The 16,942-nt window shown below is 71.7% G+C and carries 13 protein-coding genes and 1 rRNA gene; 7 read left to right on the top strand and 7 right to left on the bottom strand.

Going from position 1 to position 16,942, the window contains the following annotated elements:
* Positions 1-373: 373 nt before the first annotated feature.
* From ACWGJ2_RS38595 to ACWGJ2_RS38585, 3 genes are read right to left on the bottom strand one after another with little or no spacing between them, the layout of a single operon-like run.
* Positions 374-1,363 (bottom strand): ABC transporter ATP-binding protein, encoded by a 990-nt coding sequence (locus ACWGJ2_RS38595; protein ID WP_453351065.1) that lies wholly within the window; start codon positions 1,361-1,363, stop codon positions 374-376.
* Positions 1,364-1,407: 44 nt separating this feature from the next.
* A complete protein-coding gene (locus ACWGJ2_RS38590) occupies positions 1,408-2,445 on the bottom strand; it encodes a FecCD family ABC transporter permease (protein WP_453351064.1) in 1,038 nt (345 codons plus the stop codon).
* Positions 2,442-3,404, bottom strand: coding sequence for a FecCD family ABC transporter permease (locus tag ACWGJ2_RS38585; protein ID WP_453351066.1), 963 nt, complete (start codon positions 3,402-3,404; stop codon positions 2,442-2,444). Before ACWGJ2_RS38585 ends, ACWGJ2_RS38590 begins: the two co-directional genes overlap by 4 nt.
* Positions 3,405-3,759: 355 nt before the next feature.
* Here ACWGJ2_RS38585 and ACWGJ2_RS38580 point away from each other — a divergent pair, with 355 nt between their 5' ends.
* Entirely contained in the window at positions 3,760-4,791 is a 1,032-nt protein-coding gene (locus ACWGJ2_RS38580) for an ABC transporter substrate-binding protein (protein WP_453351063.1), read from the top strand.
* A 95-nt stretch (positions 4,792-4,886) separates the two neighbouring features.
* Positions 4,887-5,768 carry a siderophore-interacting protein gene (locus tag ACWGJ2_RS38575; protein WP_453351062.1) on the top strand — a complete coding sequence of 294 codons (882 nt, stop codon included), beginning with the start codon at positions 4,887-4,889 and terminating at the stop codon, positions 5,766-5,768.
* A 438-nt stretch (positions 5,769-6,206) separates the two neighbouring features.
* Here the strand turns inward: ACWGJ2_RS38575 and ACWGJ2_RS38570 are convergent, their stop codons facing one another.
* Entirely contained in the window at positions 6,207-7,313 is a 1,107-nt protein-coding gene (locus ACWGJ2_RS38570; RefSeq protein WP_453351061.1) for an HAD hydrolase-like protein, read from the bottom strand.
* Between the two features lie 236 nt (positions 7,314-7,549).
* Here ACWGJ2_RS38570 and ACWGJ2_RS38565 point away from each other — a divergent pair, with 236 nt between their 5' ends.
* The 5 genes from ACWGJ2_RS38565 (at position 7,550) to ACWGJ2_RS38545 (ending at position 14,566) form a co-directional block, all read left to right on the top strand.
* Positions 7,550-8,941: a DUF1015 family protein gene (locus ACWGJ2_RS38565; protein ID WP_453351060.1), complete on the top strand. Its 1,392-nt coding sequence runs from the start codon at positions 7,550-7,552 to the stop codon at positions 8,939-8,941.
* Between the two features lie 171 nt (positions 8,942-9,112).
* Positions 9,113-10,654, top strand: a complete 1,542-nt coding sequence (locus ACWGJ2_RS38560) for a pyridoxal phosphate-dependent decarboxylase family protein (protein ID WP_453351059.1) — start codon at positions 9,113-9,115, stop codon at positions 10,652-10,654.
* A gap of 47 nt (positions 10,655-10,701) precedes the next feature.
* Positions 10,702-12,033, top strand: coding sequence for a lysine N(6)-hydroxylase/L-ornithine N(5)-oxygenase family protein (locus ACWGJ2_RS38555; protein WP_453351058.1), 1,332 nt, complete (start codon positions 10,702-10,704; stop codon positions 12,031-12,033).
* Positions 12,030-12,749 carry a GNAT family N-acetyltransferase gene (locus tag ACWGJ2_RS38550; protein ID WP_453351057.1) on the top strand — a complete coding sequence of 240 codons (720 nt, stop codon included), beginning with the start codon at positions 12,030-12,032 and terminating at the stop codon, positions 12,747-12,749. The genes ACWGJ2_RS38555 and ACWGJ2_RS38550 overlap by 4 nt, the downstream gene beginning before the upstream one ends.
* Positions 12,746-14,566 (top strand): IucA/IucC family protein, encoded by a 1,821-nt coding sequence (locus ACWGJ2_RS38545; protein WP_453351056.1) that lies wholly within the window; start codon positions 12,746-12,748, stop codon positions 14,564-14,566. Before ACWGJ2_RS38550 ends, ACWGJ2_RS38545 begins: the two co-directional genes overlap by 4 nt.
* Positions 14,567-14,654: 88 nt before the next feature.
* Here the strand turns inward: ACWGJ2_RS38545 and ACWGJ2_RS38540 are convergent, their stop codons facing one another.
* The 3 genes from ACWGJ2_RS38540 to rrf form a co-directional block, all read right to left on the bottom strand.
* On the bottom strand, positions 14,655-15,440 hold the full coding sequence (locus ACWGJ2_RS38540) for a tetratricopeptide repeat protein (protein ID WP_453351055.1): 786 nt from the start codon (positions 15,438-15,440) through the stop codon (positions 14,655-14,657).
* Between the two features lie 65 nt (positions 15,441-15,505).
* Positions 15,506-16,354 carry a hypothetical protein gene (locus ACWGJ2_RS38535; protein WP_453351054.1) on the bottom strand — a complete coding sequence of 283 codons (849 nt, stop codon included), beginning with the start codon at positions 16,352-16,354 and terminating at the stop codon, positions 15,506-15,508.
* A gap of 277 nt (positions 16,355-16,631) precedes the next feature.
* A 5S ribosomal RNA gene (rrf, locus tag ACWGJ2_RS38530) occupies positions 16,632-16,748 on the bottom strand.
* Between the last annotated feature and the right edge of the window lie 194 nt (positions 16,749-16,942).

Raw genomic sequence — 16,942 nt, 5'->3', positions numbered from 1 at the left:
CGACGGCAGAAAGCCGAAAACGAAAGCTTCACGCCGAGGAGACACCCCACCGCGGCACCGGACACCCCCCACCCACACACCCCACACGGCCACCGTCGGACACCAAGAATCACGCGGCGCAAGCCGCGACGTACCGGTCCATACGCCGCGCCGTAGCCACACAGCCGCACCCGGAATACGGCGAACCGCCCCGCGCAAGGGACCCCGCCCAGGCGTGCTGCGGCACAAAATCAGTGCGGGACCCTACAGTGCGCACCACACCGGCCGACCGTCCCGCGCAACACCCCCGTGAAGCGGGAACCCCCCGTTTCCTTACGCACCCCGCGAAGGGGACCCGCGCAACACCCCCGTGAAGCGGCAACCCCTCGTTTCCTTACGCACCCCGCGAAGGGGTTACACGGGCCGAGGGAACCACCAGTGGGGTGCCCGATTCGGGGTCGGCGATCACGCGGCAGGAGAGCCCGAAGACCTCCTCGACCAGCTCCGCAGTGACGACGTCACCCGGCGCCCCCTCGGCCACGATCGCCCCGTCCCGCATCGCGATCAGATGCGTGGCATACCGCGCCGCCTGGTTCAGATCGTGCAGCACGGCGACGAGCGTGCGCCCCTGCTCCTCGTGCAGCCTCGCGCACAGGTCCAGCACCTCGACCTGGTGCGCGATGTCGAGGTACGTCGTCGGCTCGTCGAGCAGCAGCAGCGGCGTCTCCTGCGCGAGCGCCATCGCGATCCACACGCGCTGCCGCTGGCCGCCGGACAGCTCGTCGACGAACCTGTCGGCCAGCTCGGCGACGCCCGTCGCCTCCATGGACTCCGTCACGATGCGCTCGTCGTCGCGGGACCACTGCCGCAGCAGCCCCTGGTGCGGGTACCGGCCGCGCGCGACGAGGTCGGCCACGGTGATCCCGTCGGGCGCGATGGAGGACTGCGGGAGCAGCCCGAGCGTCCTGGCGAGCTTCTTCGCGGGCATGCCGCCGATGTCCGAGCCGTCCAGGAGGACGGAGCCCTTCGCGGGCTTCAGCATCCGGGAGAGGGCGCGCAGCAGCGTGGACTTGCCGCACGCGTTGGGGCCGACGACGACGGTGAAGGACTTGTCCGGCACGGCCACGTCGAGCTGCTCGGCGATGACCCGCTGGTCGTAGGCGAGGGTGAGCCCCTCGCCGGTCAGCCGGGGCGCGCCGGCCCCCTCGCCCCCTCCGGCCGCGGCGTCCGCGCCCACCCGGCCGTCCGCGACCTCCGCCGCGCCCGCGGCCACCGCCGCATCGGCGGCACCCCCCGTACCCGCGGCCTCCGCCGCGTCAGCGGCCCCCGTACCGTCGACATCCTGGCCGGTCTGCACGGTCTGCTCCCTCTCGCTCTTCGTCATCGTCGCGTCCGCGACCGAACCCGTGTCGCCCCTGCGAGGCCCCGTCATATGCGTCCCGCCCTGCGCTCGGTCGCCAGCAGCCACACCAGGTAGCCGCCGCCCGCGACGCCCGTCACGACGCCGACGGGCAGCTCGTGCCCGCCGAAGAGCCGCTGGCCCGCGAGGTCGGCGGCGACGAGCAGGACAGCGCCCATGCACATGGCGGGGAGCAGGTTGGGCCCCGGCGACTTCGTCAGGCGACGGGCCAGCTGGGGCGCCGTCAGGGCCACGAAGGCGACGGGCCCGGCAGCCGCCGCGGCCAGCGCGATGAGCAGCACGGCGGCGCCCAGCAGCGTGAGCCGGGTCCGTTCCACCCGCACGCCGAGCGCGTTCGCCGCGTCGTCGCCCATCTCCATCATCCGCAGCGGCCGTGCGCAGCCGAGCAGCACGAGCGGGACCAGCACGATCATGGCCAGGATGAGCGGCAGGACGTCGCCCCAGCCGCGTCCGTTGAGGCTGCCGGTCATCCACAGCACCGCGCGACCGGCCTCGGTCAGCTCGGCGCGGGTGAGCAGATAGCCGTTGACGCCGGTGAGGATGGCGGAGACGCCGATGCCGACGAGGACGAGCCGGTAGCCGTGCACGCCCTGTCGCCAGGCGAGACCGTAGATCAGCACGCCGGTGATCAGCCCGCCGACGACGGCTCCGGTGGCGAGGGCGGCGCTGCCGCCGCCGACCACGACGATCGCGGTCAGCGCGCCGGTGGCCGAGCCCTGGGTGAAGCCGAGGACGTCGGGGCTGCCCAGCGGGTTGCGCACGACGGCCTGGAAGATCGCGCCGCCCAGTGCCAGCGAGGCGCCGACGAGGAGGGCTGTCGCGGCGCGCGGCAGCCGCAGTTCGTTGACGATGAACGCGTCGGCCGGTGCGCCCTGGCCCACGAGGGTGCGCAGGACGTCGCCCGGCGACATCGGGTACTCGCCGCTGCCGATGGCGAACACGGCGACGACCAGCGCCGCCACCAGGCAGACCGCGCCCGCGGCCAGCGCGCGCGGCCGGAACACGACGGAGAGGGCACCACCGGCGCCCGTACGTATGACGCTCATGCCTTTGCCACCCTCCGGCGCCGCACGAAGTACAGGAAGAAGGGCCCGCCGAGCACGGCCGTCACGATGCCGACCTGCAACTCGCCCGGCCGCCCCAGCACCCGTCCGAGCACGTCGGCGCCGAGCATCAGCACGGGGGCCAGGAGCGCGCAGTAGGGCAGCAGCCAGCGCAGGTCGGGCCCGGTGAGGGAGCGCACCATGTGCGGCACCATCAGGCCGACGAAGACGATGGGGCCGCAGGCGGCGGTGGCCGCGCCGCACAGCAGGGTCACCGCGGCCATGGACAGGGCCCGGGTCAGGGTGGGGCGCGAGCCGAGGGCGCGGGCCGCGTCGTCGCCGAGGGCCAGCGCGTTGAGCGGCCGGGCCAGCGCCAGCGCGAGCAGCGCTCCGGCGGCCACGAAGGGCACCGCCTTGAGCAGCGTCTCGTTCTGCGCCCGCGCCAGCGAGCCGACCGTCCAGAACCGCATCCGGTCCAGCGAGGCCGTGTCGAGGAGCTGCACGGCGTTGACGTAGGAGATGAGCGCGGCGTTCAGTGCCGTGCCCGCGAGGGCGAGCCGTGCCGGGGTGGCCCCGCGCCCGCCGCCCACGACGTACACCAGCACGGAGACGGCGGCGGCGCCGACGAAGGCGAAGCCGATGTACCCGGTGTAGCTGGAGATGCCGAGGAAGGAGATCGCGGAGACGACGGCGGCCGCGGCGCCCGCGTTGATGCCGAGCAGCCCTGGATCGGCGAGCGGGTTGCGGGTGAGGGCCTGCATGACGCCGCCCGCGAGGCCGAGGGCGACTCCGGCGAGCAGCCCGAGGAGGGTGCGCGGCAGCCGCATCTCGTGCACGACGGTGTAGGCGGACGAGCCGCTGTCGGCCAGTCCGCTCCACGCCTCGGCGAACGTGAGCTGTTTGGCGCCGACGGCGAGGCTGAGGACGACCATCAGCGCGAGCAGCAGGAGCGCGCCGAGCAGGCCGGCGGCGCGGAGCGCGTAGCGTCCGCGGCCTCCGTTCCCGCTCCCGTTCCCGGGCGCGTTGCCGCCCGAGTTCTTGGCCGCTTTCCCGGCCGTCCGCGCGCCCTGCGACGCGTCCTGCGGTCCGCCGGAATCGCGCGCCGGCGCACTGGAGTTCTCGCCGCGCCCTGGTGGCTCGGCCGCCGAACCCCCTTGGGCCTGCGAGGACTTGGTGAGAGTCACGTACGGGCTCCCATCGGGGGCCGGGATACGAGATGCCCCGGCCACTGGACAACAACGACTTTGGTTAGGTTAACCTAACTCCACATCCGGCCCTACGGCCGCCCCTGGACCACCGTGAGAGAAGGCCCTTGTCATGCTCAACCCCTCCGCCTCACCCCGTCTCACCCGTCGCGGCCTGCTCGCCGCGGGGGGCGCTGTCGGTGTCGGTGCGCTGCTCTCCGCGTGCGGCAGCGGCGAAGGTTCGGGCTCCGGCAGCGCCAAGGGCGACGGCTGGGCCTTCACCGACGACCGCGGCAAGAAGGTCTCCCTCGACGCCGTACCCGAGCGGATCGTGGCCTATGTCGGCACCGCCGCCGCGCTCTACGACTTCGGCCTGGAGCAGGACCGGATAGTCGGCGTCTTCGGCCCGACGAAGCTGAAGAACGGCAAGGCCGATGTCCTGGCGGGCGACCTCGACGTGAGCAAGCCGGAGATCATCGGCAACGCCTACGGCGAGTTCGACATCGAGAAGTACGCCAAGGTCAGGCCCGAGGTGCTGATCACCAACATGTTCCTGCCCGACCAGCTCTGGTACGTGCCGGACGAGAGCAAGAAGAAGATCCTCAAGCTCGCCCCCAGCCTCGCGCTGAGCGTCGCCAACGTGTCCATGCACAAGGCCATCCAGCGCTTCTCCGAGCTGGCCGAGTCGCTCGGCGCCGATCTGAAGGCGAAGAAGGTCACCGACGCGAAGGCCCGCTTCGAGAAGGCGTCCGAGCGGCTGCGCAAGGCCGCCAAGGCCAGCGGCGGCGTGAAGGTCATGGCCGCCTCCGGCTACCCCGACCTGATGTACGTCTCGGACCCGAAGGCCAACGCCGACCTCCAGTACTTCAAGGACCTGGGCGTCGACTTCGTCGTCCCGAAGAAGGTCAGCAAGGACGGCTTCTTCGAGGAGCTGAGCTGGGAGAACGCCGACAAGTACAAGGCCGATCTGATCATGCTCGACAACCGCACCCAGGCGCTCCAGCCCGCCGCGCTCAAGTCCAAGCCCGCGTGGAGCGAGCTGGCCGCCGTCAAGGCCGACCAGATCACCCCCTGGAACCCCGAGCCGCGCTTCTCGTACGCGGGGGCCGCACCCCTGGTCGAGACGCTGGCGAAGGCCGTCGAGGACGCGAAGAAGGTCAGCTAGCCCCCGGGCCCCTGACACCGGCCCGACCCCGGCCCCCTGCACCACGGAATCCACGCCACGGCACCACACGGCACCACACGGGAGGAGCCCGCCGTATGAGCACCGCAGCCCCCGAAGCCCCCGCACTGTCCGTACCGTTCCAGTTCTTCGATCTGCACGTCGTACGGACCCTGCGTCTGGGGCCCACGATGCTCCGCGTCACCTTCGGCGGCGAGTGCCTCAAAGAGTTCGCCTCCGGCGGCCGTGACCAGCGTTTCAAACTGTTCCTGCCCCAGCCGGGCCAGGAAGCGCCCGTGGTGCCGGTCGAGGCGGGCAACGACTGGTTCCCGCAGTGGCGGGCCATGGACCCCTCGGTGCGCGGCATCATGCGCTCCTACACCGTGCGCGAGCAGCGCCGGGTGCCCCAGGAGGAGGTGGACATCGACTTCGCGCTGCACGGCGACCTCGGGCCCGCCTCCCGCTGGGCGCAGCGCGCGCTGCCCGGCGACAAGGTGATGCTGCTGGGCCCCGTCGTCGAGGACAACGGCGGCGTCGACTTCCGGCCCCCGGCCGGTACGGACTGGGTGCTGCTCAGCGGCGACGAGACCGCGCTGCCCGCCGTCGCCGGCATCCTGGCCTGGCTGCCGCCCGGCACCCCCGCGAAGGTGTGGCTGGAGGTCCCGCACGCGGACGACATCCAGGACCTGCCGACGTTCGCCGACGCGGACATCACCTGGCTCGTCCGCGACAACACCCCGCAGTACCGCACCGACTTCGTGCTGGGCTCGGTGAGCGCGGCCAGCCTGCCCCAGGGCACGCCGTACGCGTGGATCGCCGGTGAGGCGGGCACCGTCAAGGCGCTGCGCCGCCACCTGGTCAAGGAGCGCGGGTTCGACCGCAAGGCGGTCAAGTTCACCGGCTACTGGCGGCTCGGCGCGTCCGAGGAGCAGCTCGTCGAGGAGGCGGTCTCGGGCGCTGCGACGGCAGCCTCGGACTGACCGTCCCGTCGGCCGGGCGTCGGCTGATCCGCCGGCCCGGCGGGGCAGGACCGTCCACCGCCCACCGCACCATCGCGACACCGTCGCGGCAGCAGCCGCGGCACCCATGAACGAGGGCCCCGCTCACCCCCTCCGAGCGGGGTCCTCTCATGTTCCGGGAGTTCCCGGGATACGGGGCCACCCTCCCCGCCACCCGGCACCTGATGCCCAGGGCACACCATGGCCCCCGCCACCCGGGCATCCGGCCTGCCCCGCCGATCCGACGCACGGCGCACGGCCCGGGCCCCGCCGCCCGGGACACCCGGCGCACGGCCCACCCCGGACCCGTCGTCCGGAGGCACCCGGTACGTACGCCCCGGCGACGCGGCACACAGCGCACGGCACCCGCACCGCACCGGCCCACCGGCCGACCCCGCCCCGCCCCGCCCTGAGGCCCCGTCACCCCGTCAAGCCGAGCCGCTTCAGCGCCGTGTCAGCGGCCAGGCCGCACGTGCCCTCGCCCGCCGCCGTCCATGCGGCGGCGCACAGCGCCCGCAGGCCGTCCAACGGGTCGCCGTCCCCGTCCAGTTCGAGCGCGTCGGCGCCCGCCGTCGCGCTCCAGCCGCCGCAGCGGAAGCCGCTCTCCGCCGCCCCCGTCGCCCCCGTCACCTCGGGCTGCCCCGTGAGCAGTCCGCGCAGGTCGCGGTCCACGTAGGTGGGCCGGTGTGCGGGAGGCGCGGCCAGCAGCTGGTGTCCGTCGGTGACGCCGGTCAGCACCAGCAGCGAGTCGACGCCGCCCGCGTGCGCGCCCTCGATGTCCGTGTCCAGCCTGTCGCCGACGACCAGCGGGTGACGTGCGCCGGTACGGATGACCGTCTCGCGGTGCATGGGGGGCAGCGGCTTGCCCGCGACGCGCGGTTCGGGCGGGTTCCGCATCCACCGCGTCGCGATGCGGACGACCTCGACGGCCGCGCCGTTGCCCGGCGCGATGCCCCGCCCGCTGGGGATGGTCAGGTCGGTGTTCGACGCGAACCACGGCACCCCGCGCCCCACCGCGAGCGCCGCCTCCCCGAGCGCGCCCCACTCCATGTGCGGGCCGCCGTAGCCCTGCACGACGGCGGCCGGGTCGTCGTCGGCGGACTCCACGACCCGCAGCCCCCGCTCCGCCAGTGCGACCCGCAGTCCCTCGCCGCCCACGCACAGCACCCGCGCCCCCTCGGGCACGCCCGGGTCCTCGGCGATCAGCCGTGCCACGGCCTGCGCCGAGGTGATCACGTCCGCCTCCTCGGCGGGGACCCCGAGCCGCGTCAGATGCGCGGCGACGGTCGCGGGGGTACGGGCCGCGTTGTTGGTGACGTAGGCGAGCCGCATGCCCCGCCCGTCCTGCGTGCCCCTGCCGTCCGACGTGCCCCGGCCGCTCGCGGCCTCCAGCGAGGCGACCGCGTGCGGCACGGCCTCGCCGCCCGCGTACACGACCCCGTCGAGGTCCAGCAGCGCCGTGTCGTACGCCTCGTTCAGGGCGCGCTCGCTGCCCTCGGTCCGGCTCCGCGGGGTCTCCTGCGGCATCGTCTTCGCTCCTCGTGGGGGGTGTGCGGGTCTCTCCCCCGATCATCCCGCACCCGGCGCGCGCTCCCGCGCCCCGGCAGCGCACACCGGTCACCACCGGTCACGGGACCGCCCAGCCGGCGCAGCCCCGCTCAGCCCGGCGCGGCCGGAAACGGCCCTCCGCGCTCCGGCCTCGTCACGCCGCGCCCCCCGTGCCCCGCTCCCAGCGCCCGCGTACGCCGACTTAGCATGAACGGATGACCGCCGACGGCCTCCGACTCGCACCCTTCCGCGGGCTGCGCTACGCGCCCGAGCGCGTCAGCAGCCTCGCGGCCGTGACCTCCCCGCCCTACGACGTGGTGGTCAGGCCCGACGGGCTGCACCACCTGGAGACCGCCGACCCGTACAACATCGTCCGCCTGATCCTGCCGCAGGCCGACGACCCCGGCACCCGGCACCGCAAGGCCGCCGAGACGCTGCGCCGCTGGCTCGCCGACGGCGTCCTGGCCCCCGATCCGGAACCGGCCCTCTACGTCTACGAGCAGCGCAGGGGCGACGTGCTCCAGCGCGGGCTCATCGGCGCCCTGCTGCTCTCGCCGCCCGAGGAGGGCGTCGTGCTGCCGCACGAGGAGGTGATAGCCGAGGTCGTCGAGGACCGTGCCGCTCTGATGCGCGCCACCGCCGCTCATCCCGAGCCGCTGCTGCTCTCCTACCGCAGCCGCGGCTCCAGCACCGGAGCGACCGCCGTCATCGAGCGCGCCACGCACCGCGAGCCGCTGCTCGCCACGACCACGGAGGACGGCTTCGCGCACCGGCTGTGGGCGGTCACGGACCCGGCCGAGCTGGCCGAGGTCGACGGCGATCTCTCGCACCGCCGCGCGCTCATCGCGGACGGGCACCACCGCTGGGCGACGTATCTGCGGCTGCGCGCCGAACACTCCGACGGCGACGTGAACGGGAACGGGAATGGGCACGGGAACGGCGACGGTACGGTCCCCTCGGCGCACAACGGCGCCCCCACCCCCGTGAACGCCGCCGGAGCAGGCGCGTCCGCGCCCGCCGCCTCCCCCTGGAACTACGGCCTCGTCCTCCTCGTCGACACGGCCCGCTACCCCCTCCAGGTGCACGCCATCCACCGCGTGCTGCCGCGCCTGCCGCTCAAGCAGGCCCTCGACGCCGTCGAACTGACCGGTGCCTTCCGCGTGCGGAAGCTGGAGATGCCGCTGGAACGCGCGATGGCCGTCCTCGACGCCACACCGGGCAACGCCTTCCTGCTGACGGAGAGCGAGGGCACCTTCCATCTGCTGGACGAGCCCTCGCCCGCGCTCCTGGAGCGTACGGTCGACGGCGCGCGGCCCGAGGCATGGCGCAGGCTCGACGCGACGGTGCTGCACTCCGCGCTGCTCGACGGCGTGTGGGGCGTCCCGGACCGCCCGTCGGACATCGGCTACCTCCACGACACCCGCGCGGCCGTCGAACAGGCGGTCCACCACGGGGGTACGGCGGTGCTGATGCGGGCAGTACGCGAGGAGACGGTGCGGGAGCTGGCCGAGCGGGGCATCACGATGCCGCGTAAATCCACGTCGTTCGGCCCCAAACCCGCAACGGGTCTGGTATTGCGGGCACTTGACAATGGCGCCGCCAACTGATCATGCGCGGAGCCGTCGCTTTCCGGCCGGTTCCGGCGCGGGCCCACGCAGCCCTCTCACGCCTCCCCCACCCTCCCTGTCCCTCCCCTGTCAAGGCTCTGGTTAGGATAGCCTTACCTCACCGCACGGCCTGTGCGCTGAGGACGACGTCCGCGTCAGGGAGGACAGTTCATGAGCAGCAGGTCACACCTGCTCAACGACAGGACGGCGGAGCAGTACAGGCGCTCCGTCACGGAAGGCGTGGAGCGGGTCGCGGAGAAACTGGTCCGCACCGAACAGCCGTTCACCGGAGTCACGCCCTCCGAGCTCGCTCCCCGCATTTCCGGCATCGACCTGGAACAGCCCCTCAGCGACCCCGCAGCCGCCCTCGACGAGCTGGAAGAGGTCTACCTCCGCGACGCCGTCTACTTCCATCACCCGCGCTATCTCGCCCACCTCAACTGCCCGGTGGTCATCCCCGCGGTGGTGGCGGAGGCCGTACTCTCCGCGGTGAACTCGTCCCTGGACACCTGGGACCAGAGCGCGGGCGGCACCCTCATCGAGCGCCGCCTCATCGAGTGGACGGCCGGACGCATAGGACTCGGCAAAAGCGCCGACGGCATCTTCACCAGCGGCGGTACCCAGTCCAATCTCCAGGCCCTCCTGCTGGCCAGGGACGAGGCGTGCAGGAGCGTCCAGAAGGACTCCGCCACGCCCGTGCCCCGCACCGACATCCTGCCGAGGCTGCGCATCCTCACCTCGGAGTGCAGCCACTTCAGCATCGAGAAGGCCGCGACGCTGCTCGGCCTCGGCGCCGAAGCCGTCATCTCCGTGCCCTGCGACCAGGACCGCCGCATGCGCGCCCCGGCCCTCGCGCGGGAGCTGGAGCGCTGCGAGCGCGAGAACCTCGTCGTGATGGCCGTCGTGGCCACCGCGGGCACCACCGACTTCGGCAGCATCGACCCGCTCCCCGAGATCGCCGAGCTGTGCGAGCAGGCCGGCACCTGGATGCACGTCGACGCCGCCTACGGCTGCGGCCTGCTCGTCTCGCGCCGCCGCCACCTGCTGACGGGCATCGAGCGCGCCGACTCCGTCACGGTGGACTACCACAAATCCTTCTTCCAGCCCGTCAGCTCCAGCGCCGTCCTGGTGCGCGACGCGAGCACACTGCGCCACGTCACCTACCACGCCGACTACCTCAACCCGGCGCGGATGGTCGAGAAGCGCATCCCCAACCAGGTCGACAAGTCCATCCAGACCACGCGCCGCTTCGACGCGCTGAAACTGTGGATGACGCTGCGCACCATGGGCGCCGACGGCGTCGGCGAACTCTTCGACGAGGTCGTGGACCGCGCGGCCGACGCGTGGAAGATCCTCAACGACGACCCCCGCTTCGAGGTCGTCACCGAGCCCCAGCTCAGCACCCTCGTCTTCCGCTACGTGCCCCCGGCCAGCACGGTCGCCACAGACCCCGACCTGGCCGACCGCATCAACCTCCACGCGCGCGAGGCACTCTTCGCCTCCGGCGCGGCCATCGTGGCCGGGACGGTCGTGGACGGCGACCACTTCCTGAAGTTCACACTGCTCAACCCGGAGACCACGCTGGAGGACATCTCCACGGTCCTCGAACTGATCGCCGCGCACGCCGGGCGCTACCTGTCCGAACGGCAGACCGCAGCCCAGGCCGGGCCGACCGGCACCGACCCCGCGCTCAGCGGCCCCCGCGCAAGCTGATCCCCCCGCCACCCGTCCCCATCCCGCACGGAGACCCGGAGACACACGTGTCCACCCCACACACGCAAGACACCGGCAAAGTCCACGACTTCATAGCCATCGGGCTCGGCCCGTTCAACCTCGGTCTGGCCTGCCTGACCGACCCGATCGAGGAACTGGACGGCCTCTTCCTCGACGACAAGCCCGGCTTCGACTGGCACTCCGGCATGCTCCTGGAGGACGCCACCCTCCAGACCCCCTTCATGTCGGACCTGGTCACCCTCGCCGACCCCACCTCGCCGCTCTCCTTCCTGAACTACCTCAAGGAGTCGGGCCGCCTCTACTCGTTCTACATCCGCGAGAGCTTCTATCCGCTCCGCGCCGAGTACAACGACTACTGCCAGTGGGCCGCGGGCAAACTCGGCACCATCCGCTTCCAGAACCGCGTCACGCGCGTCGAGCACGACGAGCGCGAGGACGTGTACGTCGTCCACGCCGACGACCTGGCGGGCGGCGAGCGGCGCACGTACCGCGGCAGGAAACTCGTCCTCGGCACCGGCACCCCGCCCTACATACCCGAGTCCTGCCAGGGCCTGGGCGGCGACCTCACCCACAACTCCCGGTACCTGGACGTCAAGTCCTCCCTCCAGGAGAAGAACTCGGTCACCGTCGTGGGCAGCGGCCAGAGCGCCGCGGAGATCTACTACGACCTCCTCCAGGACATCGACCACCACGACTACCAGCTCACCTGGATCACCCGCTCCCCACGGTTCTTCCCGCTGGAGTACACCAAGCTGACGCTGGAGATGACCTCCCCGGAGTACGTGGACTACTTCCACTCCCTCCCGGCCGCCACCCGCGACCAGCTCAACGCCTCGCAGAAGAACCTCTACAAGGGCATCAACTCCGAGCTGATCGACGGCATCTTCGACCTGCTGTACCAGAAGAACCGGCGCGGCCCCTGCCCCACGCGGCTGATGACCAACACCGCGCTCACCGGCGCCTCCTACGACGAGCCTTCGGCCACGTACACCCTGGAGCTGCGCCAGGAGGAGCAGAAGCAGGACTTCTCCCTCACCACCCAGGGCCTGGTCCTCGCGACCGGCTACCGCTACCGCGTGCCCGAGTTCCTCGCCCCGGTCAAGGACCGCATCGAGTGGGACGAACAGGGCCGCTTCGCGGTGCGCCGCGACTACAGCGTCGACGTCACGGGCAAGGGCATCTACGTCCAGAACGCCGAACTGCACACCCACGGCTTCGTGGCGCCCGACCTCGGCATGGCCGCCTACCGCAACTCCTGCATCATCCGGGAGCTGCTGGGCCGCGAGTACTACCCCGTCGAGCGTGCCATCGCCTTCCAGGACTTCGCGGCGCCCGGATCGGAGGTCACCCCCTCATGACGGACAGCACACGCACCGGGAGCGAGACCGGCACGGGCACCGGCGCCGGGGCCGCCGACGCCTCGCAGACGGTGTTCTCCCGTACCGACGAGAAGCTCGGCGAGTTCACGCTGCGCCCCGTCGCCCCGCTCGCCGACGCCGGGCTGCTCCACGGCTGGGTCACCCACCCCAAATCCGCGTTCTACCTGATGCAGGACGCCGACCTCGCCGACGTCGAGCGCGAGTTCCTGGGCATCGCCGCCTCCGAGCACCACGACGCCTTCCTCGGCCACCGCAACGGCGAGCCCGCGTTCCTCATGGAGCGCTACGACCCGGCCCACGTGGAGCTGAAGGGCCTGTACGAGGCCGAGCCAGGCGACGTCGGCATGCACTTCCTGTGCGCCCCGAGCGACCACCCCGTCCACGGCTTCACCCTCGCGGTGATCACCACCGTGATGGAGATGCTCTTCGACGACCCCGCGACGCGGCGCGTCGTGGTCGAGCCCGACGTGCGCAACAAGGCCGTGCACCGCCTCAACGAGGCCGTCGGCTTCCGCGTCGAACAGACCCTCGCGAAGCCCGAGAAGGACGCGTACCTGAGCTTCTGCACCCGCGACCAGTTCCTGGCGGCCCGCGACACGGACCGGGGCACCGCCCTGGACACAGCCCAGTACGGCGGCCTCCCAGGCGACCTCCCGGGGGAGAACCCCGGCACCCCCGATAGGACCTCACGATGACGACCTCCCGCACCACAGCCCCCACCCCCGGCGAAGCCGTCGCGCACCTCACCCCCGAACGCTGGGAGCACGCCAACCGGCTCCTCATACGCAAGGCGCTCTCGGAGTTCACGCACGAGCGCCTCCTCACCCCCGAGCCCGTCCCCCACCACGGCGAGGGCCGCTACGCCGTACGCGGCGACGACGGCGCCACCGAGTACCGCTTCGCCGCCCGCGTCCTCACCCTGGACCACTGGCAGATCGACGCGGACAGCGTCACCCGCCACCGCGACGGCAACGAACTCCCCCTCGACGCGCTCGACTTCATCACCGAGCTGCGCACCACCCTCGGCCTGAGCGAGGAGGTCCTCCCGGTCTACCTGGAGGAGATCAGCTCCACCCTCGCCAGCACCGCCTACAAACTCGCCGCGCCCCAGGTCAGCGCCGACCGCCTCGCCCGCTCCGGCTTCCAGGAGATCGAGGCGGGCATGACCGAGGGCCACCCCTGCTTCGTCGCGAACAACGGGCGGCTCGGCTTCGACATCGCCGAGTACCGCGCCTACGCGCCGGAGGCGGGCGCCCCCGTGCGCCTCATCTGGGTCGCCGCACACCGCAGCCGCGCCACCTTCACCGCCTGCACGGACATCAGCTACGACAAACTGCTGCTCTCCGAGCTGTCGGGCTCCACCCTGCGCCGCTTCTCGGACACCATGACCGAGCTGGGCCTGGAACTGGACGACTACTACCTGGTGCCCGTGCACCCCTGGCAGTGGTGGAACAAGCTGTCGGTCACCTTCGCCGCCGAGGTCGCCCAGCGCTACCTCGTCTGCCTCGGCCACGGCGACGACGAGCACCTCGCCCAGCAGTCGATCCGCACCTTCTTCAACGCGTCGAACCCCTCCAAGCACTACGTGAAGACGGCGCTGTCCGTCCTCAACATGGGCTTCCTGCGGGGCCTGTCAGCGGAGTACATGAAGGCCACGCCCGCCATCAACGACTGGCTGGCCGACCTCGTCGCCACGGACAGCGTCCTCAAGGAGACGGGCCTCGCCGTGCTGCGCGAGCGCGCCGCCATCGGCTACCACTCGGCCCCGTACGAGGCCGCTGCGCCCAAGGGCTCCCCGTACCTGAAGATGCTCGCCGCGCTGTGGCGCGAGAGCCCCGTGCCGCTGCTGGAGTCCGGCGAGCGCCTCGCGACGATGGCCTCGCTGCTGCACGTCGACCGCGACGGCGGCTCCTTCGCCGCGGCCCTCATCCGCGAGTCCGGGCTCTCCCCCGAGGTGTGGCTGCGCCGCTACCTGGAGACGTACCTGACGCCGCTGCTGCACTCCTTCTACGCGTACGACCTCGTCTTCATGCCGCACGGCGAGAACGTGATCCTCGTCCTCGACGAGCACGGCGTGCCGCGCCGCTCCATCTTCAAGGACATCGCGGAGGAGATCGCCGTGATGAGCCAGGAGCAGGAGCTGCCGCCCGAGGTCGAGCGCATCCGCGCCGAGGTCCCCGAGGACATGAAGATCCTCTCCCTCTTCACGGACGTCTTCGACTGCTTCCTGCGCTTCCTCAACGGCATCCTCGCGACCGACCCCGACCTGGGCCTGGACGAGGACGCGTTCTGGTCGACGGTCGCCGACTGCGTCAAGGACTACCAGAAGTCCGCGCCGCACCTGGCCGACCGCTTCAAGCGGTACGACCTCTTCGCGGACAGCTTCGCGCTCTCCTGCCTGAACCGGCTCCAGCTCCGCAACAACAAGCAGATGGTCGACCTCCAGGACCCGGCCGGCGCCCTCCAGCTGATCGGCGACCTGAAGAACCCGATCGCGCCCTTCGCCCCGTAGGCGGACACCGGCGCAAATGAAGAAGGGCGGGACCCTGGGGTCCCGCCCTTCTTCATGCCGTCACGCGATCACACGGCTGCGCGCTCACTCACTCGCGGGTACGGCCGTCGTCGGCGTCCTTGTCGGCGTCGGTGTCCGTGTCGGTCTCGGCGTCCGGAACGTCCGGGGCCTGCGCGGCCTCGGGGGCGTGATCGGCACCGTCGACGTCGGCGTCGGCGATGCCGTCCGCGTCCTCGTCGATGTCCTCGGCCTCCGGGTCGAGCGCGTCGACGAACTCCACCCCGTCCAGCTCGGCGAGCCGGTCGGACGCGTCCGTGGAACCGTTCTGGTCGGCCTCCAGGGCCTTCGCGAACCACTCGCGGGCCTCGTCCTCGCGGCCGACCTCCAGCAGCGCGTCCGCGTACGCGTAACGCAGCCTCGCGGTCCACGGCTGCACGGAGTGCGACGCCAGCTCCGGGCTCTGCAAGGTCACTACGGCGGCGTCCGCCTGGCCCATGTCGCGCCGGGCCCCCGCGGCGACGAGCCGCATCTCGACCTGGCCCGCCTTGTCCAGCCGCTGCACCTCGGGCTCGCCCGCCATGGCGAGCGCCTTCTCGGGGCGGCCCATGCCGCGCTCGCAGTCGGCCATGACGGGCCACAGGTGCTGGAGCCCCGTCATGCGCCGCGCGGCACGGAACTCCGCGAGTGCCTCCGAGTACTTCTCCACCGCGTACGCAGCGAACCCGGCCGCCTCACGGACCGAGGGCACCCTGGAGGCGAGCCGCAGCGCGATCTTGGCGTACGCATACGCCTGCTCGGGGTCCTCGTCCAGCAGCCTGGCGACCATGACGAGGTTCTTCGCGACGTCCTCGGCAAGGGTCTTCGGCAGGCTCATCAGCTCCTGCTTGACCTCCTTGTCCAGCTCGTCCCCCGTGACGTCCTCGTGGATCGGCAGCCGCCTCAGCGGCTCGCGGTCGGGACGACGGTCGTCCCGCCTGTCACGCCCGCCCCGGCCCCGGTCATCACGCTGGTCACGCCCGTAACCGCCGCCGCGCCGGTCGTCGTCACGGCGCCCACGGAAGCCGCCACCGGACCGCTCGTCCCGCCCGCGACCCCCGCCGCCCTGCCCCTGCCCGTACGGACGCCGCCCACCACGGTCGTCACGCCGCTGCTCGCCGCCACGGTACGGAGGACGGCCACCACGGTCATCCCGCCGCTGCTCGCCGCCACGGTACGGAGGACGGCCACCACGGTCATCCCGCCGCTGCTCGCCGCCACGGTAGGACGGACGCTCACCACGGTCCCGGTCATCGCGCCGGAACGAGGGACGGTCCCCCCGATCACGGTCGTCACGCCGGTCATCGCGCCGCTCGCCGCCACGGTACGGGGGACGGCCACCACGGTCATCGCGACGGTCATCCCGGCGATCGTCACGCCGCTCACCACTGCGGTACGGGGGACGCTCACCACGGTCACGGTCGTCACGCCGGAACGAGGGACGGTCCCCCCGGTCCCGGCTGTCCCGACGGTCGTCCCCACGCCGGTCACGGTCATCGCGCCGGAACGGAGGACGCCCGCCACGATCGTCGCGACGGTCATCCCGGCGATCGTCACGCCGCTCACCACTGCGGTACGGGGGACGCTCACCACGGTCCCGGTCGTCACGCCGCTGCTCGCCGCCACGGTACGGAGGACGGCCACCACGGTCGCCGCCGCCCCGACGGTCATCGCGCCGCTCGCCACCACGCCGGTCGTCCCGGCGCTGGTCGCCGCCACGGTACGGAGGGCGCTCGCCACGGTCACGGTCATCGCGCCGGAATCCGCCCCGGTCCCGGTCGTCACGCCGAGCCGAACCGCCACGGGGACGCTCATCTCCCGTACGGGCCCCGGACTGACGAGGCCGACGCTCAGGTCGGTCGTCGGACGAGTTGCTGGGCATGGGCGTGACTCCTGTCTGCGGGTACTGCACGTCATTCTCGCGCAGTCATTGATGCGGCGCTCTTCGGCAAATACTGCGCTCTTCGGAAAATAAAAAGGACCCCTGGTCCCAGCGCATGAACGCTGGGACCAGGGGTCCTCAAAGATTGTTCGGCGGCGTCCTACTCTCCCACACACTCCCGCATGCAGTACCATCGGCGCTGAAAGGCTTAGCTTCCGGGTTCGAAATGTAACCGGGCGTTTCCCTCACGCTATGGCCACCGAAACTCTATTCGGGGAAATCCGCATTCGCGGGACAATCCCCAGAGCCTCAAAGCGAACAAGCACACTCTTCAGTTGAAGAACGGTCGTTGTCTCAGAACCTACACAGTGGACGCAAGCAACTATGGACAAGCCCTCGGCCTATTAGTACCGGTCAACTCCACCCCTCACAGGGCTTCCATATCCGGCCTATCAACC

This window comes from Streptomyces sp. NPDC054796 (assembly GCF_053611545.1).
This window is presented reverse-complemented; position numbering and strand designations above follow the sequence as displayed.